We start from the raw sequence: 23,334 nt of genomic DNA on the forward strand, positions 1-23,334 counted from the left end.
AAATTTGCGTGCGGCTTAGGACCACCCTCGTGAATATGTCCTGAATAATAAACCCCGGGCGATACCGGGCTCCCTCCGGGAACCTACGGAAATTTCAGGCCGGGCGCCGTCCCCTCGCCCAGACGCCGAATGCGATCAGCACCGCGCCGGCGAGCGCGAACCAGGTGATGGCGTATTGCAGATGATCGTCCTTCAGATGCACGTCGAGCGGACCGGGACGCGGAATGCCGTTCTCGGGCACCGGCCGCTCCAGGTCGATGTAGAACGGCGCGACCGTGCCCCAGCCGAGCGCCCGGGACATGGCGAGATGATCGCGCGTGAACCACAGCCGTTTGTCACGCTCAGCGTCAGGCATCAGCACGCTGGCTGTTTCGGGGAAACGGACGTAGCCGGTCAACATCGCCGGCTTGTTGGTAATGAGCCCCGCGACCGCCCGATCCTGCAGGGCGCGGTCCTGTTGGGTGTTCGGCACGAAGCCCGCGTTGACCGCGACCATATCGCCGCCAGGCAGCCGTGCGGGAAGGAAAGCCCAGGTGCCGGGGCCAGAGATGTCGGAGCGGATGGCGGAGCCGGAACTGTAGACCATCGCATCCAGACGGGACTCGTAGGTCGCCGTAAATGTGACCCGGCGGAATTCGTCCCGCTCCGGCGTCAGCGTGCTCCATTGCGACGGCGGCGGCAACGCAACAGGTGCCGCCGCGAGACGCTCGGTCAATGCGGCGATCAACTGATGTTTCGCGACGCGGCGCTGCAATTGCCAGACGCCGAGCGCGACCAAGACGGCGGCCAGGAAAAGCGTGAACAGCGCGAAGCCGGCCACGCGGGGCTTGCGCGCGGACTCGTTCATTTCGCGCGGTCGACCAGCCGGCCCGGCGCCGCCTTGTGGTGGAATTGCAGCGCGATCAGCAGCGACTTCATCGCGCGCAACGGCAACAGCGTGGTCGCGAGGATCAGCGGCAGCCACAGCACCGCATGCAGCCAGTACGGCGGCTGGTATTTGACTTCGACGATCAGCGCGCACGCAACGACGATCCCGCCGGCCAGCATGATGATGAAGATCGCAGGACCGTCGCCGGTGTCGATGAAGGCGTAGTCGAGGCCGCAGCGGTCGCAGCTGGGCGCGAGCGTCAGGAAGCCCGCATAGAGCTTGCCCTGGCCGCAGCGCGGGCACTTGCAGGCAAGGCCGCGCAGCGCGCTTTGCAGGACGGTCGTCTCGGGCTCGGATGGGCCGGCGGTATCGTTCATGATGACGGACTCTAGAGCATTATCGGTTCTGATTGAATCAGAACTGAAGCTCCAGATTCTTGTTTTGACGCGTTTTCTTCACGCGAACCGGCGTCCATTTCGCTCAAAACGCTCTATCACGGTTTCCGCCAGAGCTTCCGGCGGCCCAAAAGCGAAAGGGCGGCCCTGCGGCCGCCCCTTCTGATCGGTCCAATGCGGCTCAGTGCGCGCCGTGGGCCATGGTCTCGGCGCCGTGTCCCCACACATAGATGCAGAGGAACAGGAACAGCCAGACCACGTCGACGAAGTGCCAGTACCAGGCGGCAAACTCGAAGCCGAGATGCTGTGTCGGCGTGAAGTGGCCGGCATAGGCGCGGAACAGGCAGACCAGCAGGAAGATGGTGCCGACCAGCACATGGAAACCGTGGAAGCCGGTCGCCATGAAGAAGGTCGCGCCATAGACGTTGCCGCCGAACGAGAACGCCGCGTGGCTGTACTCATAGGCCTGCACGCAGGTGAAGAGCGCGCCGAGCACGACGGTGAGGATCAGGCCGTATTTCAGGCCCTTGCGATCGTTCTCGAGCAACGCGTGGTGCGCCCAGGTCACGGTGGTGCCTGATGTCAGCAGGATCAGCGTGTTCAGGAGCGGCAGATGCCAGGGATCGAAGGTCTCGATGCCATGCGGCGGCCAGGTGCCGGGCACGGAGCAAGCGCCAGCCGCGGTGCCGAGACCGCAGCCGAACACGGCGTCGCGCGTGGCGTGGACGGCGTCGGCCGGGAACAGCGCCGCGTTGAAATAGGCCCAGAACCAGGCGACGAAGAACATCACCTCGGAGGCGATGAACAGGATCATGCCGTAGCGGTGATGCAGCTGCACGACGCGGGTGTGATCGCCCTTGTACTGGGCTTCCTTGATCACATCGGCCCACCAGCTCGCCATGGTGTAGATCACGCCGATGGTGCCGGCACCGAAGATGATCGGCGCGGCCGAGAACATGTGGTGCATCCAGGTGATCGCACCGACCGCCATGACGAAGGCCGAGATGGAGCCGACGACGGGCCACGGGGAGGGATCGACCAGGTGGTAGTCGTGATGCTTGGTGTGCGCCGTTGCCATTTGCGGTCTCTCTCCTCAATCCCGTGCCTGTCCGGCACTTATCCCCTTGTGTCCAACCCCCCGCGACGTGCGCCCGGCGGTCAGAGATTTCCCTTGCGTTTGTCGTCCTCGCCCGACGCCAGCGGCTTCACCACGGGATCGCGCACCGGATAGAACGTGTAGGACAACGTGATCGTGTTCAGCCCGTCGTTCTCGTGATCGTCGGCGATCGACGGATCGACGTAGAACACGACCGGCATCTCGCGCTTCTCGCCGGGCGCCATGGTCTGTTCGGTGAAGCAGAAGCAGTTGATCTTCTGGAAGTAGGAGCCGACCGTCAGGGGCGCGACGTTGTAGGCCGCCTGGCCTGCAGTGGTGCGCGCGGCCTGGTTGGTCACGGTGTAGAAGACGGTCACGACCTGGCCGATATTGACCTCGATCTCGCTCTGCTCCGGCTCGAACTTCCAGGGCAGGCCGGGCGCGACGTTTGAATCGAAGCGCACCGCGATCTTGCGCGCGATCGGACCGGTGGCGGGCGCGGACGTCGCGACCTGCGTCGTGCCGTTGAAGCCGGTGGCGCGGCAGAACCAGTTGTAGAACGGCACCGCCGCGTAGGAGGCACCGACCATCAGCGCCACCACGCCGCCGCAGATCGAGGCGACCAGCACGTCGCGGCCAAGACCCCTGGAAGGCCCACGGCCCTGCCTGGCTGTCCGGCTCTGATCCCGCGATATGGTGGGCTCTCGATCCATGTTTCCTACATCGGCCGGACGAGGACTGCCGGTCCCTTGACGATGGTGACGGCGAAGAACAGCACCACGAGCACGCCGAGCGCGAGAGCGATCGCGATCGAGCGCTGGCGGCGGCTCTTCTTCTGCGCCTCCGTGAGGACGATTCCATTCATCTCAGGTTTGTCGGCCATTCCAGCGATCATGCGCCCCCTACCATCGGAGCAAGTGCCCGGAACACGACCTCGGCCAGCAGGGTCGCAAACAGCGCGAACAGATAAAGGATGGAAAAGGCAAACAGCTTGCGGGTCGCGCGCAGCGATTGGCTGCGCTCGCGGCGCACATAGACGTTGATCGCGAGCACAAGCATGCCGGCGCCGAGGATCAGCGAGACGATGCCGTAGATGGCGTCGAAATAGCCGAGCGCCCACGGGGCGGCGGCGACCGCGATCAGCACGATGGTGTAGAGCAGGATCTGAAGCCGCGTCGCGTCAGGACCGGCGACGTTGGGCAGCATCGGAATGCCGGCACGCGCGTAGTCGTCGGAGCGGAACAGCGCCAGCGCCCAGAAGTGCGGCGGGGTCCAGAAGAAGATGATGGCGAACAGCAGCAGCGGCTCGACGTCGACGGTGCCCGTGACCGCGGCCCACGCCACCACCGGCGGCAGCGCGCCGGCGGCGCCGCCGATCACGATGTTCTGCGCGGTCCGGCGCTTCAGGATCATCGTGTAGATCACGACGTAGAAGAAGATGGTGAAGGCGAGCAGCGCGCCCGCGATCCAGTTGACGAGGATGCCGAGCGTCATCACCGAGAAGAAGGCGAGCGTCATGCCGAACGCCATCGCCTCGGGACGGGTGATGCGGCCGCGCGGAATCGGCCGGTTTGCCGTGCGCGACATCTTGGCGTCGATATCGCCTTCGAGCGCCATGTTAAGCGCTCCGGAAGCGCCGGCACCGACCGCGATGCAGAGCAGCGAGGTGATGGCCAGCACCGGATGGAAATGCCCGGGCGCCATCGCCAGTCCGACCAGCGCGGTGAAGATCACCAGCGACATCACCCGCGGCTTGAGCAGCGCAATGTAGTCGCCCACCTCCGCTTCGGAGATGCGGGGATCGATGTCGATGGCGTGGTGGTCGAGGACGGACACTAGTTTGACTCGCTTCGTTATAGAGCCGCGGCGCCCGTCACGGGCGCCGCGAGCGGTGGCTTACTGCACGCGGGGCAGCACTTCGAACTGATGGAAGGGCGGCGGCGAAGGCAGCGTCCATTCCAGCGTGGTCGCACCTGCACCCCACGGATTGTCGCCGGCCGGCACCTTCTTCATGAAGGCGTCGAGCACGCAGTAGAGGAAGATCAGCACCCCGAAGCCGGAGATGTAGGAACCGATCGAGGAAACCAGGTTCCAGCCCGCGAACGCGTCGGGATAATCGACGTAGCGGCGGGGCATGCCCGACAGGCCGAGGAAGTGCTGCGGGAAGAACACGAGGTTCACACCGATGAAGGTGACCCAGAAGTGCGCCTTCGCCAGCGTCTCGTTGTACATGTAGCCCGACATCTTCGGGAACCAGTAGTACCAGCCGGCGAAGATCGCGAACACCGCACCGAGCGACAGCACGTAGTGGAAGTGCGCGACGACATAATAGGTCTCCTGGAGCACGCGGTCGACGCCCGCGTTCGCCAGCACGACGCCGGTGACGCCACCGACCGTGAACAGGAAGATGAAGCCCACCGCCCAGATCATCGGGGCGCGGAATTCGATCGAGCCGCCCCACATCGTGGCGATCCACGAGAAGATCTTCACGCCGGTTGGAACGGCGATGACCATCGTCGCGGCGACGAAATAGGCCTGCGTCGCCGAGGACATGCCGACCGTGTACATGTGGTGCGCCCACACCACGAAGCCGATGCCGCCGATCGCGACCATGGCGTAGGCCATGCCGAGATAGCCGAACACGGGCTTGCGCGAGAAGGTGGAGATGATCTGGCTGACCATGCCGAAGCCGGGCAGGATCAGGATGTACACCTCGGGGTGACCGAAGAACCAGAACAGATGCTGGAACAGCACGGGGTCGCCGCCACCGTCAGGCGCGAAGAACGTCGTGTGGAAGTTGCGGTCGGTGAGCAGCATGGTGATCGCACCGGCGAGCACCGGCAGCGACAACAGCAGCAGGAACACCGTCACGAGGATCGACCACACGAACAGCGGCATCTTGTGCAGGGTCATGCCCGGCGCGCGCATGTTGAAGATCGTGGTGATGAAGTTGATGGCGCCGAGAATCGACGAGGCGCCTGCCAGATGGAGCGACAGGATCGCGAAGTCGACGGCCGGACCCGGGTGACCCGAGCTCGACAGCGGCACGTACATGGTCCAGCCGGCGCCGACGCCGTTGGCACCCGGCTCGCCCTCGACGAAGGTCGACATCAGCAGCAGCGCGAACGAGGCCGGCAGCAGCCAAAACGAGATGTTGTTCATGCGCGGGAACGCCATGTCCGGCGCGCCGATCATCAGCGGCACGAACCAGTTGCCGAAGCCGCCGATCATCGCGGGCATGACCATGAAGAAGATCATGATCAGGCCGTGCGAGGTCACGAACACATTGTAGGTGTGCGTCTCGTGGAAGATCTGCACGCCCGGATACATCAGCTCGGCACGGATCGCGATCGACATCGCGGCGCCGATGACGCCGGCGATTACCGCGAAGATCAGGTACATCGTGCCGATGTCCTTGTGATTGGTCGAATAGACGTAGCGACGCCATCCGGTCGGATGGGCGTGCTCGTGGTCATGCGCGTGATCGCCGTGTGCCGCTGCGCTCGTTGCCATTTTCAAATCCTGCCTTGCGTCCCGTTCGGACCTCTGAAGGTCCCGCCCTTTATGTCGCTTTCAGTCCCTCGAGCCTCGACCCGGCGCTTACTGCGTCGGGCCGGCCGCGGAGGCGAAAGTGCTGGTGCCGCCGCTCGCAAATTTCTTCTTCGCCGTCTCGACCCAGGAGGCGAATTCCTGGTCCTCCACCACGCGAATCGCGATCGGCATGAAGGCGTGGTCCTTGCCGCAGAGCTCCGAGCATTGGCCATAGAACATGCCGGTCTTGGTGGCCTTGAACCAGGTCTCGTTCAGCCGCCCCGGAATGGCGTCGATCTTGACGCCGAAAGCCGGCAGCGCGAAGGCGTGGATGACGTCTGCGCCGGTAACCTGGACACGAACCACCTTGTTCACCGGCACGACCATCTCATTGTCGACACCGAGCAGCCGGGGCTGCTTGTCCTGGGCCATCAGCGAGTCGAACTCGAACTTGCCGTTATCCGGATAGGCATAGGACCAATACCACTGCTTGCCGGTCGCCTTGATGGTGATATCCGCCTTCGGCACATCGAGCTCAAGGAACAGCAGGCGGAACGACGGCACCGAGATACCGACCAGGATCAGCACCGGAATGAGCGTCCACGCCACCTCGATCAGCGTGTTGTGGGTGGTCCGCGACGGCACCGGATTGGCCTTCGCGTTGAACTTCATGACCACGATCACCAGCAACGCCAGAACGAAAAGCGTGATCAGCGTGATCAGCACGAACAGGAAGTTGTGGAACCAGACGATGTTGTCCATCACCGGGGAGGCGGATTGCTGAAGCGTCCACTCCCACGGCGCCGGCTGCCCGAGCTCGGCGGCGAATGTCGCACCGCCCGTCGCCAGCGTCAGACCCGCCACGGCCAATCCCAGCAAGTGTCGGCCGACCCGGCCCATCGACATCCTCATGCCGTCGCGCTCCCCTTACGAAATCACCCCAAGTGCGTTCCCCTATTTTTGGGAAACGCTTATTCGATCCGCCCGTCTGACAAACCGCCGCGCAAGAATACCTCTAAGAGGAATCAGGGCCAGATCGTGAGAACGCCGAAATCAAGCCTCTCAAACCATAATTCTTGATCTATCGCAATGCAGTCTTGAGCCCCGTCTGTCAGCCATCACCCGCAAGATATTTCCTAGTAACATCAGAGAAAAATACCGTTTCCCGGGATGCCGCGGCTTGACAGCGGAATTGCCCGCGGTAGGCACTTGCAGACAGCCGCGCAGGAACCTGATTCGTGCGGGCGATGGCGGTGTGGGCGGCGCGGAATTTGCTTGCGAATCGCCTTCAAGACGCCGTCATTCCCGTATCAGTCCGCCAGGCGCGAGCGACCCAGGCGAACAGAGGGACCGACCCGATGGGGTTTTCGAGAGGCATGACAAGGCGGGCTAAAAGGCAGGCGAGCGGCCTCACGATGCTGGCTGCCCTCCTGGCCGCGGTCGTCGTCATGGCGCTGCCGGGCCTCGCCCATGCGCAGGGCGCGGTGCGCTCCGTCCATGGCGACTGGCAGATCCGCTGCGACACCCCGCCGGGCGCCCAGACCGAGCAATGCGCCCTGATCCAGAGCGTGGTGGCCGAAGACCGCTCCAATGCCGGCCTCACCGTGATCGTGCTCAAGACCGCCGACCAGAAGAGCCGGTTGATGCGGGTGGTGGCACCGCTCGGTGTGCTGCTGCCCTCCGGCCTCGGGCTGAAGCTCGACAACCAGGACGTCGGCCGCGCCGGCTTCGTCCGCTGCCTGCCCAATGGCTGCGTCGCCGAGGTCGTCATGGACGACAAGCTGCTCGGCCAGCTCCGCACCGCCAAGACCGCGACCTTCATCATCTTCGAGACCCCGGAAGAAGGCATCGGCTTCCCGCTCAGCCTGAACGGGCTCGGCGAGGGCTATGACAAGCTGCCGTAGAGCGGCAGGCGCGTCCGCGCGCCGCGAATCCTATCGTTTCGTAATGTGGCACCTGGCACCCTCGCGGAACCGCCGGGAAACCATTATCTTGCCCTAGATCTACCGATAATGGACGCACCCATGACCAATCCAGCCACCACCTCCCTGCTCGACCGCGCCAATCTCGACCGCGACCAGGTCCGCAACGAGGTCGCACGCGGGCTTGCCGGTGCCGACGACGGCGAATTGTTCCTGGAATACAGCCAGACCGAAGCGCTGATGTTCGACAATGGGCGGCTGAAGCAGGCGACCTATGACACCTCGCAGGGCTTTGGCCTGCGCGCCGTCAAGGACGACGCGGTCGGCTATGCTCATTCCTCCGACGTGTCGCTGCCGGCGCTGATTCGCGCCGCCGACGCGGTCGCTGCGGTGCGCGGCGGCTATTCGGGCAGCTTTGCGGCCCCGCCGGCGCATACCAACGTGCGGCTTTATAGTGACGACAATCCGCTGGATGCGCCGGGCTTCGAGACCAAGGTGAAGCTGCTCGCCGAGATCGACGCCTATCTGCGCGACAAGGATCCGCGGGTGCGGCAGGTCAGCGTCAGCCTGGGGGCGACCTGGCAGGTCGTCGAGATCCTGCGGCCCGACGGCGAAAGCTATCGCGACATCCGTCCGCTGGTGCGCGTCAATGTCTCCGTCGTCGCCGGTCAGGGCGACCGCCAGGAGAGCGGCAGCAAGGGTTATGGCGGCCGCGCCGGCTATGCCGAATTCATCGAGACAAAGTCCTGGCGCGATGCCGCCGACGGCGCGTTGCGCGAAGCCCTGGTCAATCTGGAATCGATCCCCGCCCCCGCCGGCGAGATGGACGTCGTGCTTGGGGCCGGCTGGCCCGGCGTGATGCTGCATGAGGCGGTCGGCCACGGCCTCGAAGGCGATTTCAACCGCAAGAAGACGTCGGCCTTTGCCGGCCTGATGGGCCAGCAGGTCGCGGCCAAGGGCGTCACCGTGGTCGACGACGGCACCATTGCCTCGCGCCGCGGCTCGCTGTCGATCGACGACGAGGGCACGCCGACCAACCGCACCGTGCTGATCGAGGACGGCATCCTCGTCGGCTACATGCAGGACCGCCAGAACGCGCGCCTGATGAACATGAAGCCGACCGGCAACGGCCGCCGCCAGGGCTACGCTCATGTGCCGATGCCGCGCATGACCAACACCTACATGCTCGCGGGCGACCGCGACCCGGCCGAGATCCTCGCGTCCGTGAAGAACGGCGTCTTCGCCGCGAATTTCGGCGGCGGCCAGGTCGACATCACCTCGGGCAAATACGTGTTCCAGTGCACCGAGGCCTACAAGATCGAGAACGGCAAGATCGGCGCGCCGCTGAAGGGCGCCATGCTGATCGGCAACGGACCGACCGATTTGCACCGCATCCGCATGATCGGCAACGATCTCGCGCTGGACACCGGCATCGGCACGTGCGGCAAGAACGGTCAGGGCGTGCCCGTCGGCGTCGGCCAGCCGTCGCTTCTGATGGAACGTATTACTGTAGGTGGAACGGGCGCATGAGCGTTGAGAAGGTAACTGTCCCCGCCAAGCGGAAGAGCGGCGGCTGGGCTGGTCAGCTGATGCAGCTCGCCGGCATCGTCGCCGCCGTGTTCATCGCCAAGGGCGCGCTCGCCGAGCCGTTCTACGTGCCGTCGGGTTCGATGGAGCCGACGCTCCTGATCGGCGATGCGCTGCTCGCCTCGAAATTCCCCTATGGCTACGGCACCTCGTCGCTGCCGATCCAGATCAACCTGCCCGAAAGCGGCCGCGTCTTCGCGGAAACGCCGAAGCAAGGCGACGTCGTCGTATTTCGCTGGCCCGGCGATCGGTCGCAGGCCTGGGTCAAGCGCGTCGTGGGCCTGCCCGGCGACCGCATCCAGATGCGGCAGGGCCAGCTCTTCATCAACGACCGTCCCGCCGAGCTGAAGCCTGATGGTGTCGGCGCCGCCGAGGACGACAATGGCGGCAGCGAGCCGGCCTACCGCTATATCGAGACCCTGCCGAACGGCGTGTCGCATCTGATCTTCAAGATGCGCGACAACGGCCCGCTCGACAACACGCCGGAAGTGACGGTGCCGCCCGGCCACCTCTTCGTGCTCGGCGACAACCGCGACAATTCCGCGGACAGCCGCGTGCCCTTGCGCTCCGGCGGCGTCGGCCTGCTGCCGATCGACAATCTGGTCGGACGCGCGGATGCCGTGCTCGGCTCCTGGGACCTCGGCATGCGCGGCCAGCCGGTGTGGACCTGGCTCTCCGGCTTCCGGCTCGCGCGGTTCTTCACCGCCGTGCACTGAGCCGGTCCCAAGGTCTTGATCAAATGACCTTCGACGACGTCAGAAAATTTGCGCTGACGTGGCCGGAGGTCGAGGACGGCACCTCCTACGGCACGCCCGCGCTGAAAGTGCGCAAGAAGATGCTGGTGCGTCTGAAGGAGGACGGCGACAGTCTCGTGATGCCTGACGTCCCCATCGACGAGCGCACCATGCTGGTCGAGAGCCCGCCAGGGATCTTCTATTTCACCGATCACTATGCCGACTATCCAATCGTGCTGATCCGCCTGTCCAGGGCGAAGCGCGCGATGGTCGAGCCGTTCCTGCGGCGGCGCTGGCGCGGCCTTGCCTCGAAAGCAGCGCGCGCCGCATTCGATGCCGGCGCGTGAGCGATGGCCGCGATGGATCGCGACCGCTTCCTCGCGCTGGCGCTGAAGAACCCGGTCAACGTTGCGATCATCGACGAGCTCGCCTCGCTCGCACTGCCCGATGCGTTGCTGGTGTCGGGATGTCTGGTGCAGACGGCGTGGAACGTGCTCACCGGCCGAGCGGTCGATCACGGCATCGCCGATTACGACGTGTTCTATTTCGACCCTGACACGTCATGGGAAGCGGAGGATGCGGTAATCCGCATGCTGCAAGCGCGGCTCGGACACCTCGGCGTGAAGATCGAGATCCGAAACCAGGCGCGCGTGCACCTGTGGTACCCCGGCAAGCACGGCCTGCCCTACCCGCCCCTGACCTGCTCGACAGACGGCATCGACCGCTTCCTCACGCAGAACACGCAAGTTGGGGTGAGACGCGCCAGCGGCGGATTTGAGGTCTACGCACCGCACGGCTTCGACGACATCGCGGGGCTGGTCGCGCGGCCCAACCCGGGGGCGAATTTCTCAGCAGCGAGTTACGCGGTGAAGGCCGCGCGATGGAAGGCGCTGTGGCCGGAGCTCACCGTGATTGCGGCGGAGTGATCACGCCGCCTTCGCCTGCACATTCTCGCAGAACTCCGCGAGCCGGTCCGCAAGCCGCAGCGTTGCCGGGCTGGCGCCGGGCGAGGCCATCAGCGCCACTTCGGTCCGGTTGATCGGCTCAAAACCGTCCTTCGCCGTCAGCACGCGGTGGTCGGACTGGATCGACATCTCCGACAGGATGCTGAGGCCCATGCCGGCGGCAACCGCCGCCTGGATGCCGGCGAGACTCGATGACGAGTAGGACATGTGCCAGGCGCGGCCCGCGCTCTCCAGCGCGTGGATGGCGCCGGCGCGGTAGAGGCAGCCAGTCGGGAATCCGATCAGCGGCACCGACGACACATTGACGTCGACCGGATGGCTCTTGCTGGTGACCCAGTGCACCCGCTCCGGCCACACCGCGATGGCACCCTTCGCGCCGGCCTCGCGCTTGAACAGCGCCAGGTCGAGCTCGCCGCGTTCGAGGTCGCGGGACAGGTTCTTGCTCTGGTCGGCGCGCACATCGAGCCGAAGGCCCGGATGCGAGCGCGAGAACGCACCCAGCAACTTTGCGAGACGATAGGCCGCAAAATCCTCGGGGATGCCGAGCCGGATCGCGCCTTCGCTGTCGGGCTCGCGCAGCACGTCGCGCGCCTCCTCGGCGAGCGTGAGCAGCCGGCGCGCATAGGACAGCAGCCGCTCGCCGGCCTCAGTGGGGCGCACGTCCTTGCCGTCGCGATGCAAGAGCACCTGACCGACGTCTTCCTCGAGCCGCTTGATCTGCTGGCTCACGGTCGACTGCGTGCGGTGGACGCGCTCGCCGGCGCGGGTGAAGCCGCCGGCCTCGACCACCGAGACGAAGCTGCGCAGGAGCTCCAGGTCGAGCATGACCGCCTCCATTCGAAAATCCACTGATCTGAAGTTAATCATTTAATTTCCAAATAGCAAGCCATCTCCCTAGATCGAGGGCTCAGGAGAATGCCCCCATGTCCCTCGCCACCTCGCTTCCCGCAGCCCCCAGCCGCTTCAACACGCTGCCGCTCGCCATCGGACTGTTTTGCCTGCTCTGGAGCTATGCCTTCGTCGCCGGCAAGATCGGCGTCACCCATTGCCCGCCGCTGATCCTGCTCGCCGCGCGCTTCTCGCTTGCCGGCATTTTGATCCTCGGCGCCACGCTGATCCGCGGTGATGGTTGGTCATTGTCCTGGCGCGATGCCGCGATCTTCGCCGTGCTCGGCATCGCCAACAACGCGCTCTATCTCGGGCTCGGCTATACCGGCCTGCAATCGGTCTCCGCCGGCCTCGGCGGCCTGATCGTATCGGCCAATCCGGTGTTCACGGCGGCGCTCGCCGCGTTGCTGCTTGGCGAAGGCATGACCTGGCGCAAGGCAGGCGGTCTCCTGCTCGGCATCATCGGCGTGACCCTGATCGTCTGGCATCGCCTGTCGGTCGGCACCGACTCCCTGCACGGCATCGTCTTCACCCTGGCCTCGCTCGCCTCCATCGTCGCCGGCACGATTCTGTTCAAGCTGCTCGCGCCGAGGGGAAGTCTGTGGATCGGCAACGGCGTGCAGAACCTCGCCGCCGGCATCGTGCTGACGCCGGTCGCGTTCACCTTTGCCGACGTCGGCGCAATCGATTTCACCCCGGGCCTGGTCGGCGCCTTCGCGTTCCTTGTGCTCGGCGGCTCGATCCTCGCCTACTGGCTCTGGTTTCATCTCCTGAAAGTGTGTGGCGCGACGGCTGCGAGTGCCTATCATTTCCTCATGCCTCCGCTCGGCATGCTGTTCGCCTACATCGTGCTCGGCGAGCATGTCGAGGCCCGCGACCTGCTCGGCATCATCCCGGTCGCGCTCGGCATTTACCTGGTGACGCGCCCCGCAAAGCCCGTCGCGTAAGAGGAGCTTTCTCATGCCCATTTCCATCACCCTGATCGGCGGCCCTACCGCGCTGATCGAGATCGACGGCTTTCGCCTGCTCACCGATCCAACCTTCGATGCGCCGGGCGCCTATCAGCTGCCGCATGTGACGCTGGAAAAGACGATCGGGCCGGCCGTGAGGGCCGACGCGATCGGCCCGATCGATGCCGTCCTGCTCAGCCACGACCAGCACTCCGACAATCTCGACAATTCCGGCCGCGCGTATCTCAAACACGCAAAGCGCGTGCTGACGACCGAGGCCGGCGCAAAACGACTGGGCGGCCATGTCGAGGGCCTCGCGCCCTGGGCGACCTCGCATCTGAAGGACCGTGACGGCAACACGCTGACGATCACCGCGACGCCCGCGCGCCACGGCCCGGCCGGCATCGAGCCGCTGTCGGGCGACGTGATCGGCTTCGTGGTGTCCTCGAGCCGGACGGATACGAGCGACGTCTACATCAGCGGCGACACCACCTGGTTCGACGGTGTCGCCGAGGTCGCGCGCCGTTTCAAATGCGGCGTGGTGCTGCCATTCGCGGGCGCGGCGCAAACGCGCGGGCCGTTCCATCTCACCATGGACACCAACGACACCATCGAGACGGCGCGCGCCTTTCCACATGCGATGATCGTGCCGGTGCACACCGAAGGCTGGGCGCATTTCCGCCAGAACAGCGAGGATCTGCGCAAGACCTTTGATGTGCTCGGCTTCGGGACCCGGTTGCGATTGCTGGTGCCGGGCGTGCCGACGGTGGTTGAGGCGCCGTGAGCCTCAGCTGTCATGCCCCGGCTTGCCGCCTTCGCTAAAGCTTCGGCGGCCGAGCACCCCTGTGGCCCCGGCGTAGCCTTGGCGGAGCCGGGACCGGGGCATCCAGTACGCCGCGGCGGCGAGAGCGAGCTATTCGACGAAGGCCTCTGGAATACTGGATCGCCCGGTCGAGTCGGGCGATGACGGGAGGAGAGAGAGGTGCTCCTCGCAATGACGGACGCTAATCCTTCCGAAACACGATCGACGCCATCCACCCCGTCATCAGGGCCATCGCGGCCGTAGCGAGACCGTAGATCAGCCCGTGCTGCCGCGCGCTCGTCGCGACGAACTGCTCGAAGCCCACCTTGACGATCTCGAACGCGGTCTCGGTCTTGGTGACCAACGCGCCGTTGGCGAACAGCTTGATTTCCACCTCATAGGTGCCGATCGGCACCTCCTCCGGCAGTGGAATGCCGGTGCGGAACAGCGTCGGTGTCAGGAACGTCACTGCGCTCGGGTCCTCGCGATAGAGACCTTTCTGGGTTCGCAGGCGGATGAAGGCCGAGCGGAACGCATCGTTCGGCACCACGTCGGCATAGTCGCCGCTGACCCGTTGGGTCAGCAGCACGTTGTTGAGCCCGATCTGCTGCCGCCGCGCGATCTCGGGCGAGGTGATGATATCGAACGGGCGGTTGGCGAACAGCGCGAGATAGCTCGGCACCGCCAGGAACTGCCGGTAGTCGGTGTTGATCCAGATTCCGAAGGTGCGCTCCTTGCGCCGCGTCACCATGTCGGCGCGCGGGCCCATCACGGTGACGACGAGGTCGTAGCTCTTGCGGTCCGCAGGCGTGGAGGCGTCCTTCTCGACCGAGCCGAACAGCACCAGTTCTTCGCCGGAATAGTTCGGCGTCACGGTGACGCGATGGTTGGAGACCGACACGATCAGTCGCTCGGCACGCGCGGCTGAGCCGAGCAGCAGGACGAGAATGACTGCGAGAGCTGCGCGCATCATCCGCTCACTCCCAATTCGCGGATGGTAAAGAGATCCTCGGGCCGGATCACCAGCTCGATGGCGAAGCGGACGCCGACCGAAAGGATCAGCAGGCCCAGCAACAGCCGCAGCTGTTCACCGCGGATCTTCTGGCCGGCGCGGGCGCCGAACTGCGCGCCGGTGACGCCGCCGACCATCAGGATCAGCGCCAGCACCGCGTCGACGAGGTGATTGGTCACCGCATGCAGCAAGGTCGCGATCAGCATCGTGACCAGCGTCAGAACCATTGAGGTCCCGATCACCGTCGAGGTCGGCACCCGCAGCAGGTAGATCATGATCGGCACCAGGATGAAGCCGCCGCCGATGCCCATGATGGCGCCGATGAAGCCGATCACGATGCCGACGATGACGACCGGAATGACCGAGAGGTAGATCTTCGAGCGCTTGAACCGCATTTTCAGCGGCAGGCCGTGGATCCAGCTGTGCGTGCGCCGTGGCGGCACCGCGCCGCGACGGGTCCGCATCAGGGCGCGCAGGCCCTCGGAGAACATCAGGCTGCCGACGGTGGTGAGCAGCACCACGTAGGACAGCGCGATCATCAGATCGAGCTGGCCGAGCGCGCGAAGCTGCGTGAAGGTCCACACCCCGAGCGCCGTGCCGGTGACGCCGCCGCATAGCAGCACGCTCGCCAGTGCCGGGTCGATCGCACGCCGCCGCCAATAAGAGAGCGCGCCGGAAAAGGAGGAAGCCGCGATGTGGCTCGCAACAGAAGCGACCGCGACCGCCGGCGTGATCCCGATGAAGATCAGGAGCGGCGTCATCAGGAAGCCGCCGCCGATCCCGAACATGCCGGAGACGAAGCCGACCGCCGCACCCATCGCCAACACCAGGAAGATGTTGACCGGCAGATCGGCGATCGGGAGATAGAGCTGCATCGAAGGACCACACTCCGGCGAAATGGATCGATTGCGCGGGAATGCTCGCCGGACGGTCGGAACGATTGCCGCGCCCCTCAATAGCGGAATTCGCGGGGGCGCGGATCAGAAATCTTGACGCGTGGTGAACGAGCGAAGCAGGATCAGACCGCTGTTTCACTGCGAGCCTGGGATTTCGCCACTTGCTCCGCTGTCATGCCCCGGCTTGACCGGGGCATCCAGTACGCCGCAGCCTCTCCCCATCAAACCGGCGTCTCTAGAATACTGGGTCGCCCGGTCCCGGCTCCGCCAAGGCTACGCCGAGGCCCACACGAGCGCTCGGCACGCCGAAGCTTCAGCCGAAGGCGGCAAGCCGGGCGACGACAAGAGCAAAGTACGTACTAGGGCGCGTACTCATAGAGGTCGGATTAGCAGCGCAAAGCGGAAGTCTGCCATCTTGAACGTGATCGGCGGCTTGTGACCCAGGCGAACTATTCCGGCCGCGATGCAGATGTTATGGGATGCGGGATGTCACCCCTTTTGTGCATGCTCGCCATTGCTCTCCTCGGCATTGCCGGATGGGGTTTCATGAACGTGATGGCGGAGCTCGCTAAGTCACATCCCTACGAGCCGTTGGACACCGTTTCTCGTAGGTTCGAGGTCGATGCTTTCATCTGGAGTCCTCGTGCTCCGCTGGCGCTGCGGAAGCAATATATCGCTACGCAAGCTTGCGTCGTCCCTGCGTTTCTCTGTTTGGCCGCGGTTGTGTGGATGAACGAGCCACGTCCCAATGTCCGCGCATTGGGAACTGTTGCCTTTTGCACCATTTCGTTTTTCGCAGCCACGCTTTTGGCTTGGAAGGCCCTTCGGCGAGGGGAATGAAGCTCTGGGAGACAGCTAGACCGCTTCTGGCCCATCAGCGAAGTGGCGACACCCCTCACTGAGGTCAGCTTGGTGGGGCGTAGCGGACGAGATTTGCTCACGCTTATTCAGACCTTGAGAAAGCATTGGCGAGGTCTGGCAGTGACCCGGTAGCTGACTCTGGATGCAAGCCTGAAGTAGACCAGGCGCTCTAGCACCCGTCGTCTCCTTCCACGACGGTCGACAGGAAGCTGGAACGAGTCAGATCACATGCAATCGGTTTCGAGAACGAGGTGCCAAACCATCTACTCGTCAACGAACCATCGTTGGTGACCCAGGGGATTGGCGGCAGTTGCGGCAGATAAGATGCATACGGCATCACTTTCGCAAGCGTCACTCTGACCAGATACTTTGCTAGAAAAGCCTCGTTCATTCCGCCGTCCAGTCCGCTATAGATCGGGGCTGCCGGCACGTTGTCATTGAGCAATCGCGTGAATTCGAGTTCGTCGGTACGTTGCTTCTCAAGCGCCCGCCGCGCAATTTTGGAATCCACGACAAACGCGGGGCATTTATCGGTGGGACTGAACACGAGAGGATACGGCGAATTTGGTGGAGCTTGCGCATCGAACACATAGCGTCGATTGCACACGTCCACCTTGGGTTCGAGATGCGTCGTCTCGAAGTGATCGTTGCCGACTTTGAGCATTTTCCAGAAGGAGAGGTTCGGGCTATTTCGATGCTGCGCCAGGTTTGCCGGCGTCAGGCGGAATGGATATGCCTGGACCTGAAAGGACGGTCGGCCGCCGAGGGAGTCCCGCGCTAGCGAATAGATCTCGCTTATCTGTTCGTCGGTCATGGCATAGCAACCGCTCGATGAGCAGTCGCCATGGATCATGAGCAAGCTGCCGTCGCGATTGTTTGCCTTGTCGAAGCTGTTGGGAAAGCCGACGTTGATCGCGAGATGGTAATCGGAGTTGGGATTCATCAGCTCGGGAGTAATCGTATAGAACCCCTCTGGAGCCTGACGGTCACCCTCCTTCCGTTTCGGCCCGAGATCCCCCGACCACCGACAGATCGGGTACACCTTGAGGATTTTGAAGAGGCCGGTGGCGTCCTGTTTCCAGACTTCGAGCTCCGCCTCTTGCTTGAAGACGCGCACAAGGATAGGCGAGTATTTTGGCATCTTCTTTTGTCGGAGCAGCGAGAGCAACTCGGGTGGTAGCTCCTTTGTAGCCTTGGCCGGCAAGCGGTTGCTGTTTTCGCCAAGGCAGGTGGCCGGCGACAACGCCGCGAAAAAAGCTGCAGTCAGCACAAGCGCACGGAGTGCCGTGGCGCCGATCATGACCTTTCCGCGGACGTGGAATCTGCTCATTTGGGTAGCGTGTAGTCAGTGGGTTCGTAAGGCAAGCCCAGATGGCCGCAGTCGCCGGAGAAGTTCGAGCTCATCGTTGGCCTTGGGGATGCCAAGACGCTCGGTCTCGTCGCTTCTGGCCCGTCTCGGAGCTAGGGTGGGGTGCGCCAACGCGCCGCTATCAGAGGCAGAGCGGACCTCACGCGAAGTGCAGCGCAGGTTTATGAGCACACGCCCTAAAACTGTTTAATGCGCGGCGGAGGCCGAGCGCTTGGTCGCGACCGGCTTCGGCGCGGGCTTTGCGTTTGCCTGCGGCGCGCTGTCCCAGCCGCCGTTCGGGGCGGGAACGTTGACGGCGTCGTCGGGCTGCGGCTCGGCGCTGAACGTCTGGATCGCGAGCTTGGCGGCGGCGAGCGACTGCGGATCGAGCCGCTTGGCGACGTCGTCGCGCTTGCCCGACGCATCCGCGTCACCCTGGGCGGCCGCGAGGGTGAACCATTTGTAGGATTCGGCGAGGTTCTGCTCCACGCCGATGCCGCGGGCATAGAGGATGCCGAGGTTGAACTGGCTGTCGGCGACGCCGCGATCGGCGGCCTTGCGGAACCACTGCGCCGCGCTCTTGTAATTGGCGCCGCGCCCGCCGCCGTCGGCGTCGAGCACCGCGAGATTGTGCATCGCCTTGGCGTTGCCGCGCTCGGCGGCCTGCGTGTAGTAGCGGCGGGCGATGTCGGCGTCCCTCTTCACCCCGAGGCCCTTCTCGTAGAGCGTGCCGAGGCGGAAGGTCGCGGGCACCACGCCGGCCTGCGCCGCGCGGTCGTACCATTTGGCGGCTTCATCGTAGTTCGCAGCGACGCCCTTGCCCTCGGCAAAGCGCACGCCGATCTCGTAGGCCGCGGTCGCATCGCCCTTCATCGCGGCGGTGCGCAGCACCGGACCGCCGATGCCGTCAGGGAGCTTCTCGCTCGGCGGCACCTGGATCATGCCAAGCTTCGCGCGGCTCGCGCCCGACAGCGCGCCGGTGACGTCGTTGCTCGCCGCAGGCGGCGGTGGCGTCGCGGGGACCGGCGGGATTTCGACCGAAGCCGAGCTGCCCGCCCCTGCCACGGGAGCCGGCGCGGGATTGTTCAGCGACTGCTTCCCGATCGGCGTCGGCGAGGTCATCGACGGCGTGACCTGCTCGGGCGTGGCGGGCTTGGTCTCGACCGGCGCCGGAGGAGCCTGCGGCGCGGGCGCGCTCGACGAATTCTCCATCGCCTGCGGTGACGGCGGCGCGCTGCCGCCATCGAGCAGGTTCATCGCCATCTTGAAGGTGCCGAGCACGATCACGACCACGCTGGCACCGACCAGCAGCGAGCGGATCTTCGAGGTGATGGTCGAGCCGCCTTCCTGGCTCTTGTCCTTGGTGCGGCCTGCGATGGCCGCCTTGGCGGCTGCCTTTGCACTTGCCTTGGCACCGCGAGCCGGCTTTTCCGGCTGCGCGGCGGCCGCCTGCGCGGCGCGGCGCGCGGCCGCTATGAAGCTCGACGACGACACCGGCTCTTTCGGCGCGGCGGGGATTTCGCTGATCGCGCTTTCGGACGCGGCAATGCGCTCCGAGGGCGTGGCGACGCGGCCGCCCGGCCGTGTGCCCGGTTCGAGCGGATGGTCCGGCGGCAATTCCGGTGCGAGCGCGGCGCGCGTGGGCACCGTGTGCGGCTCGAGGATCTCGCTGATCGCACGCGGCGGAACGGGCGGTGCCGTTGGCACCGGCGGCGGCGCGGCCGGTGCGGCGGCATGGAATTCGCGCGGCGCGGCGACGAAGGCGCCCTGTGGCGGCTGTTGCGCGGCGGCCGGGTTCTGCAGCTCCGGCTTCGGATCGTATTTCGGCTGCTGCGGCTCGCGCGCGACAGGCGCGGGCTCCATGGGCGCGGCCATCGGCATCGACATGGACGTCGAACTGGGCATCGGCTGCGGAGCGGGTGCCGGCGGCGCCGTGCGCACCGCGCGCAGATCACCCTCGATCATCGAGAGGCGATCGACGACATGGCCGAGCGCGCTGTGCACGGCCTCGAGCGAATCCTGGGTGCTGCGGTTGGTCTCGGCCTGGCTGAAGCGGATGTCGGAGAGCTCGCGCTTGACCAGATCGACCATGCCGGAATCGGCAGACGGTGCCGAATTGCGGCTCTCGGCGAGGGCGGAATAGGTCGCCTGCTGCCGCTCCAGATGCCGCAGGATGTCGTGCAGCCCGTCCTCGACGCGGCTCAAGTTGCCGTTGCGCGGATCGGAGGCGGCTTCGATCCGCTCCAGCAGATACGAGACCCGCTGTTCGAGATGCGCAAAGGTCGACGCGGAATCGTTGCCAACCTGCATGCGGTCGAAACGGTCCGACAGCGCGCGGATCGCGGCTTCGAGATGCTCGCTGCTCTCGGACGGCTGCGGCCGCTCGCGCGTTTCCAGCGCGGCGGTGAGCGCCGCGATGCGCTGCTCCAGCACGGCAAAGCTGTCGCTGGGGCCGGACGAGCGGGTGACCTGGTCGACCTTGGACGACAGCAGCTGCACGTCTTCGGAAAGACGCGCCAGGGCTTCGTTGGAGGCGACGTTGGAGACGATGCCGCGCAGCGCCGAGATCGCGCCTTCGAGCTGGCGCACCGTCGACGGATCGTCATTGGCGCGCAGGATCAGATCGAGCTTGGCGCCGAGATTGCGGATCGCCTCGTCATAGCCGGTGAGCTGCTCGGCCGGCGTCAGCGTGCGCAGTACCTGCTTGATCTCGGACAGCGCGTGCTCGATGCCCGACAGGACCTGGCCATCCGTCCCCGACGAACGGGTCTCGTCGATGCGACGGTGCAGCGAGCGGATCTCGTTCTCGATCGATTCGATCGCGCGGCGCGGCATCGCCTCGGTGATGGCGTGGCGGATCTCGGCAAGCTCGCCGCGGAAAGCGTTGATCGCCTGCTCGGTGTTGTCAGGGCGCTGGAGCGACTCGATCTGGCTCGTGATCTTGAGCAAATGGCGCTCGAGCGACGAGAAATCCGGCCCCGGCTGCGGGGGCGGCGGTGCATAGGCAGGCGCGGGCGGCGCCATCGGGGGCGCGAAAGGAGCTGCCGTCGGTGCAATCGACGGCGCGGCGCGCGGCGGCATCTGCCGCGGCGCAAAGCCGTCGAGCTCGCTCTGCCGTGCCGTGATCTCGGCGACGGCAACGTCGAACGACGCGGGGCTCAAGGGCGGTGAGTTGCGATAGACCTGGGCTGCGGCACGCTCGACCGCATCGGCCTGGCGCTGGCGCGTTTCGACGGGTGCCGGCCGCGGCGGCTGAGGCTGCTGCGGCTTCGAGATCTGCGACAGCCGCGCATCGAGCCGCGAGATCGCGTCGTTGAGCTGGCGCGCGACGCCCTGCTCGCGCGAGACGTCTGGCCGCGACGCGTCGGGCCGCGGCGCGGGCTTTGAAATCCGTTCGATCTGCTGGGTGATCGCGTCGAGCCGCTGATGGATGTCGGCGACGTCGCGGCTCTCCTGGCTCGGCATCTGTTGCGGGCGCTGATCCTGACGCTGCTCTTGACGCTGCTCTTGGCGTTGATCGTAAGGTCCGCGAAAGTTCGGCGGGGCCGTCTCGCCGAGCGTGGAGTTCAGCCAATCGTTGAGTGACATGCCGGCGCGACGCGCAGCAGCTTCGGCCCGCTCCCTGACGGATGGATCGATGCCGTCAACACTCCACGATACGCGCGAATTCATGACTCTGTCCGGTTCCGACTCCGGCGCCCCACCCGGCGCCTCCAGCCTCCCCACGCGTGCCGGTTGCAAAGACAATCGGATTTGGCGCGGGTCGTCTGCCTCGAAAACCGACTTTTTCCTGTTACGGTAAATAACGGGTTAAGGAACGCGTTGCCGGTGTCTTAAAGTTGGGCGTCGGGAACCCGATTGCCGCCGTTGGCCCCGCTCCGAAGCCGCGCCCCGACAAAGATTTCGCCACGCGCCCGATCCGCACGTCTCAAGGGATAGAGAGCGGCCCGATCCACGGGCGGGTTCTTGCCTGACTGGATTGTGGGCTGACATGAAAAGGTTGCTCGTGGCCGCGATGGCGGCCGGACTGGCATCGCATGCCGTTGCCGCCGATGCCCCGGCGGCAGCGCCTGCGGTGAAGGCAGCGGCGCCCGCGGGATACAATTGGACCAGCTGCTATGTCGGCATCCAGGGCGGCGGCAACTGGGGCAAGAGCGAGCATGTCCGGCGCGCCGGCGACGTCTCCGGGCCGACGATCACAGGGACTTTCAATCTCAGCGGCGCGGCCGTCGCGGGCGGTGTCTTCGGCTGCGATTTCCAGATCGAAAAGACCGTACTCGGCTTCGAGAACGACGCGTCATGGACCAACCAGCACGGCAAGGTGCAGGATCTGCCGCCCTTCAACGTCGGGGTGACGAGCGGCACGCGGGAAAAATGGATCGATATGTTCCGCGGCCGTGTCGGTTACGCGCTCGATCAGTTCCTGATCTATGGCACGGCCGGTATCGCCTTCGCCGGCACCGAGGTCACCGTGTCCAACCGGGTGGTGCAGGTCACCAGCTCCCAGACCCGCACCGGCCTGGCGGCCGGGCTCGGTGGCGAATGGGCGGCCTATGTCGATACCTGGGGCGCCGTGACCCTCAAGCTCGAATATGTGCACGTCGATTTTGGCAGCAAACGATATGTCGATCCGCCGATCAGCGGCGCCGTCACCCGCGACGTCAGGCTGACGGACGACATCGTCCGCACCGGCGTCAATGTCCGGTTCAACTGGGATAGGCTGGTCGTCACCAAGTACTAGGGCTGCGCAGGCTCAGCCCTTCCCCTCGCGCTTGCCGTCGTCCAGCGGCACGACGGTGCCCTTGCCGCTCATCGCCGATAGGGCCTGGAGCGCCTCCTCGCAGAAATCGGCCACCATCTGCTCGTGGCGGGCACCGAGCTGAAGCAGCAGCAGATTGCCGAGGTCGAGCACGCCCGACGCCGAGCCCTCCGGAAATCGCTTCTTGAGGATCCGCTCGTAATTCTCGTGCCGGTCGCGGTGGTGCTCCAGCCGGGCCATCAGATCGGTGCGCATGGGCTCGATGTCGATGCTGTCGAGCGCGTGCAGCCGCACCAGCAGGTCGTCCTTGATCGAGGGCGGTGTGCTCGGCCGCGCGGCCCAGTGCCGCAGCGCTGTTCGGCCCTCGGGAGTCAGCGTATAAATCAGTTTGTTTGGCTTTCCTGACTGCACGACCTCGCGGCCCTGGATGAAGCCGCGGTCGCGCAGCTTGGAGAGCTCGCGGTAGATCTGCTGGTGGTCGGCTTTCCAGAAGAAGCCGATCGAGGAATCGAATGTCTTGGCGAGCTCGTAGCCCGTCATCGGACGTTCCGTCAGGCATGCGAGGATTGCGTCGCCGAGCGCCATGGCACCAGCTCCCTTTCGAGGTCCCGACCAATTGACTTGACTTTATGCGCATCGGTGCATATGCGTCAATGTGCATATGAGACGGGCTTCAGACCCGCCCTTATCGGCCATTGCGCTACTGTGCATGGGGTTGTT

The 23,334-nt window shown here is 65.2% G+C and carries 22 protein-coding genes; 8 read left to right on the forward strand and 14 right to left on the reverse strand.

Annotated features, from left to right (window positions below; translation table 11 throughout):
• Positions 1–94 precede the first annotated feature (94 nt).
• The 8 genes from BJ6T_RS41475 to coxB all read right to left on the reverse strand — a co-directional run bounded on the left by BJ6T_RS41475 (position 95) and on the right by coxB (position 6,802).
• Complete coding sequence (locus BJ6T_RS41475; RefSeq protein ID WP_014498506.1) at positions 95–847, reverse strand: SURF1 family protein; 753 nt, start codon at positions 845–847, stop codon at positions 95–97.
• On the reverse strand, positions 844–1,245 hold the full coding sequence (locus BJ6T_RS41480) for a DUF983 domain-containing protein (protein ID WP_014498507.1): 402 nt from the start codon (positions 1,243–1,245) through the stop codon (positions 844–846). Before BJ6T_RS41480 ends, BJ6T_RS41475 begins: the two co-directional genes overlap by 4 nt.
• Positions 1,246–1,444: 199 nt before the next feature.
• A complete protein-coding gene (locus tag BJ6T_RS41485; RefSeq protein ID WP_014498508.1) occupies positions 1,445–2,341 on the reverse strand; it encodes a cytochrome c oxidase subunit 3 in 897 nt (298 codons plus the stop codon).
• An 80-nt stretch (positions 2,342–2,421) separates the two neighbouring features.
• Positions 2,422–3,072 (reverse strand): cytochrome c oxidase assembly protein, encoded by a 651-nt coding sequence (locus BJ6T_RS41490; RefSeq protein ID WP_028160008.1) that lies wholly within the window; start codon positions 3,070–3,072, stop codon positions 2,422–2,424.
• Between the two features lie 5 nt (positions 3,073–3,077).
• Positions 3,078–3,254, reverse strand: coding sequence for a cytochrome c oxidase system small membrane protein (locus tag BJ6T_RS41495; RefSeq protein WP_014498510.1), 177 nt, complete (start codon positions 3,252–3,254; stop codon positions 3,078–3,080).
• Positions 3,251–4,195: a heme o synthase gene (locus BJ6T_RS41500; protein ID WP_014498511.1), complete on the reverse strand. Its 945-nt coding sequence runs from the start codon at positions 4,193–4,195 to the stop codon at positions 3,251–3,253. The genes BJ6T_RS41495 and BJ6T_RS41500 overlap by 4 nt, the downstream gene beginning before the upstream one ends.
• A gap of 60 nt (positions 4,196–4,255) precedes the next feature.
• Entirely contained in the window at positions 4,256–5,872 is a 1,617-nt protein-coding gene (ctaD, locus tag BJ6T_RS41505) for a cytochrome c oxidase subunit I (RefSeq protein ID WP_014498512.1), read from the reverse strand.
• An 87-nt stretch (positions 5,873–5,959) separates the two neighbouring features.
• Positions 5,960–6,802 (reverse strand): cytochrome c oxidase subunit II, encoded by an 843-nt coding sequence (gene coxB, locus BJ6T_RS41510; RefSeq protein ID WP_028170204.1) that lies wholly within the window; start codon positions 6,800–6,802, stop codon positions 5,960–5,962.
• A gap of 446 nt (positions 6,803–7,248) precedes the next feature.
• On the opposite strand from coxB, the gene BJ6T_RS41515 reads away from it, so the two are divergent.
• The 5 genes from BJ6T_RS41515 (at position 7,249) to BJ6T_RS41535 (ending at position 11,059) form a co-directional block, all read left to right on the forward strand.
• Positions 7,249–7,794 carry an invasion associated locus B family protein gene (locus BJ6T_RS41515; protein ID WP_028170205.1) on the forward strand — a complete coding sequence of 182 codons (546 nt, stop codon included), beginning with the start codon at positions 7,249–7,251 and terminating at the stop codon, positions 7,792–7,794.
• Positions 7,795–7,914: 120 nt separating this feature from the next.
• The gene (tldD, locus tag BJ6T_RS41520) at positions 7,915–9,342 is read left to right on the forward strand and encodes a metalloprotease TldD (protein ID WP_014498515.1); all 1,428 of its coding nucleotides are present in this window, start codon (positions 7,915–7,917) and stop codon (positions 9,340–9,342) included.
• Positions 9,339–10,115 carry a signal peptidase I gene (lepB, locus tag BJ6T_RS41525; RefSeq protein ID WP_014498516.1) on the forward strand — a complete coding sequence of 259 codons (777 nt, stop codon included), beginning with the start codon at positions 9,339–9,341 and terminating at the stop codon, positions 10,113–10,115. Before tldD ends, lepB begins: the two co-directional genes overlap by 4 nt.
• 23 nt (positions 10,116–10,138) lie before the next feature.
• The gene (locus BJ6T_RS41530) at positions 10,139–10,480 is read left to right on the forward strand and encodes an MmcQ/YjbR family DNA-binding protein (RefSeq protein ID WP_014498517.1); all 342 of its coding nucleotides are present in this window, start codon (positions 10,139–10,141) and stop codon (positions 10,478–10,480) included.
• Between the two features lie 12 nt (positions 10,481–10,492).
• Positions 10,493–11,059, forward strand: coding sequence for a nucleotidyltransferase family protein (locus BJ6T_RS41535; RefSeq protein WP_028170206.1), 567 nt, complete (start codon positions 10,493–10,495; stop codon positions 11,057–11,059).
• Here the strand turns inward: BJ6T_RS41535 and BJ6T_RS41540 are convergent, their stop codons facing one another.
• Positions 11,060–11,923, reverse strand: a complete 864-nt coding sequence (locus BJ6T_RS41540) for a LysR family transcriptional regulator (RefSeq protein WP_014498519.1) — start codon at positions 11,921–11,923, stop codon at positions 11,060–11,062.
• 98 nt (positions 11,924–12,021) lie between these two features.
• Between BJ6T_RS41540 and BJ6T_RS41545 the strand changes: the two genes are divergently transcribed.
• Positions 12,022–12,933, forward strand: coding sequence for a DMT family transporter (locus tag BJ6T_RS41545; protein WP_014498520.1), 912 nt, complete (start codon positions 12,022–12,024; stop codon positions 12,931–12,933).
• A gap of 13 nt (positions 12,934–12,946) precedes the next feature.
• Positions 12,947–13,720, forward strand: a complete 774-nt coding sequence (locus BJ6T_RS41550) for an MBL fold metallo-hydrolase (RefSeq protein ID WP_014498521.1) — start codon at positions 12,947–12,949, stop codon at positions 13,718–13,720.
• 220 nt (positions 13,721–13,940) lie between these two features.
• Here BJ6T_RS41550 and BJ6T_RS41555 read toward each other — a convergent pair whose 3' ends face one another.
• From BJ6T_RS41555 to BJ6T_RS41575, 4 genes are all read right to left on the reverse strand, one after another.
• Positions 13,941–14,711: a TIGR02186 family protein gene (locus tag BJ6T_RS41555; RefSeq protein ID WP_014498522.1), complete on the reverse strand. Its 771-nt coding sequence runs from the start codon at positions 14,709–14,711 to the stop codon at positions 13,941–13,943.
• The gene (locus BJ6T_RS41560) at positions 14,708–15,625 is read right to left on the reverse strand and encodes a sulfite exporter TauE/SafE family protein (RefSeq protein WP_014498523.1); all 918 of its coding nucleotides are present in this window, start codon (positions 15,623–15,625) and stop codon (positions 14,708–14,710) included. Before BJ6T_RS41560 ends, BJ6T_RS41555 begins: the two co-directional genes overlap by 4 nt.
• A 1,051-nt stretch (positions 15,626–16,676) precedes the next feature.
• Positions 16,677–17,807 carry a L,D-transpeptidase family protein gene (locus BJ6T_RS41570; protein WP_014498524.1) on the reverse strand — a complete coding sequence of 377 codons (1,131 nt, stop codon included), beginning with the start codon at positions 17,805–17,807 and terminating at the stop codon, positions 16,677–16,679.
• A gap of 255 nt (positions 17,808–18,062) precedes the next feature.
• Entirely contained in the window at positions 18,063–21,527 is a 3,465-nt protein-coding gene (locus BJ6T_RS41575; protein WP_028170208.1) for a tetratricopeptide repeat protein, read from the reverse strand.
• Positions 21,528–21,846: 319 nt separating this feature from the next.
• On the opposite strand from BJ6T_RS41575, the gene BJ6T_RS42785 reads away from it, so the two are divergent.
• Positions 21,847–22,596 carry an outer membrane protein gene (locus tag BJ6T_RS42785; RefSeq protein WP_049824962.1) on the forward strand — a complete coding sequence of 250 codons (750 nt, stop codon included), beginning with the start codon at positions 21,847–21,849 and terminating at the stop codon, positions 22,594–22,596.
• Positions 22,597–22,608: 12 nt separating this feature from the next.
• Here BJ6T_RS42785 and BJ6T_RS41585 read toward each other — a convergent pair whose 3' ends face one another.
• Complete coding sequence (locus tag BJ6T_RS41585; RefSeq protein WP_014498527.1) at positions 22,609–23,199, reverse strand: PadR family transcriptional regulator; 591 nt, start codon at positions 23,197–23,199, stop codon at positions 22,609–22,611.
• Positions 23,200–23,334 lie beyond the last annotated feature (135 nt).

This window comes from Bradyrhizobium japonicum USDA 6 (assembly GCF_000284375.1).
GTDB lineage: Bacteria > Pseudomonadota > Alphaproteobacteria > Rhizobiales > Xanthobacteraceae > Bradyrhizobium > Bradyrhizobium japonicum.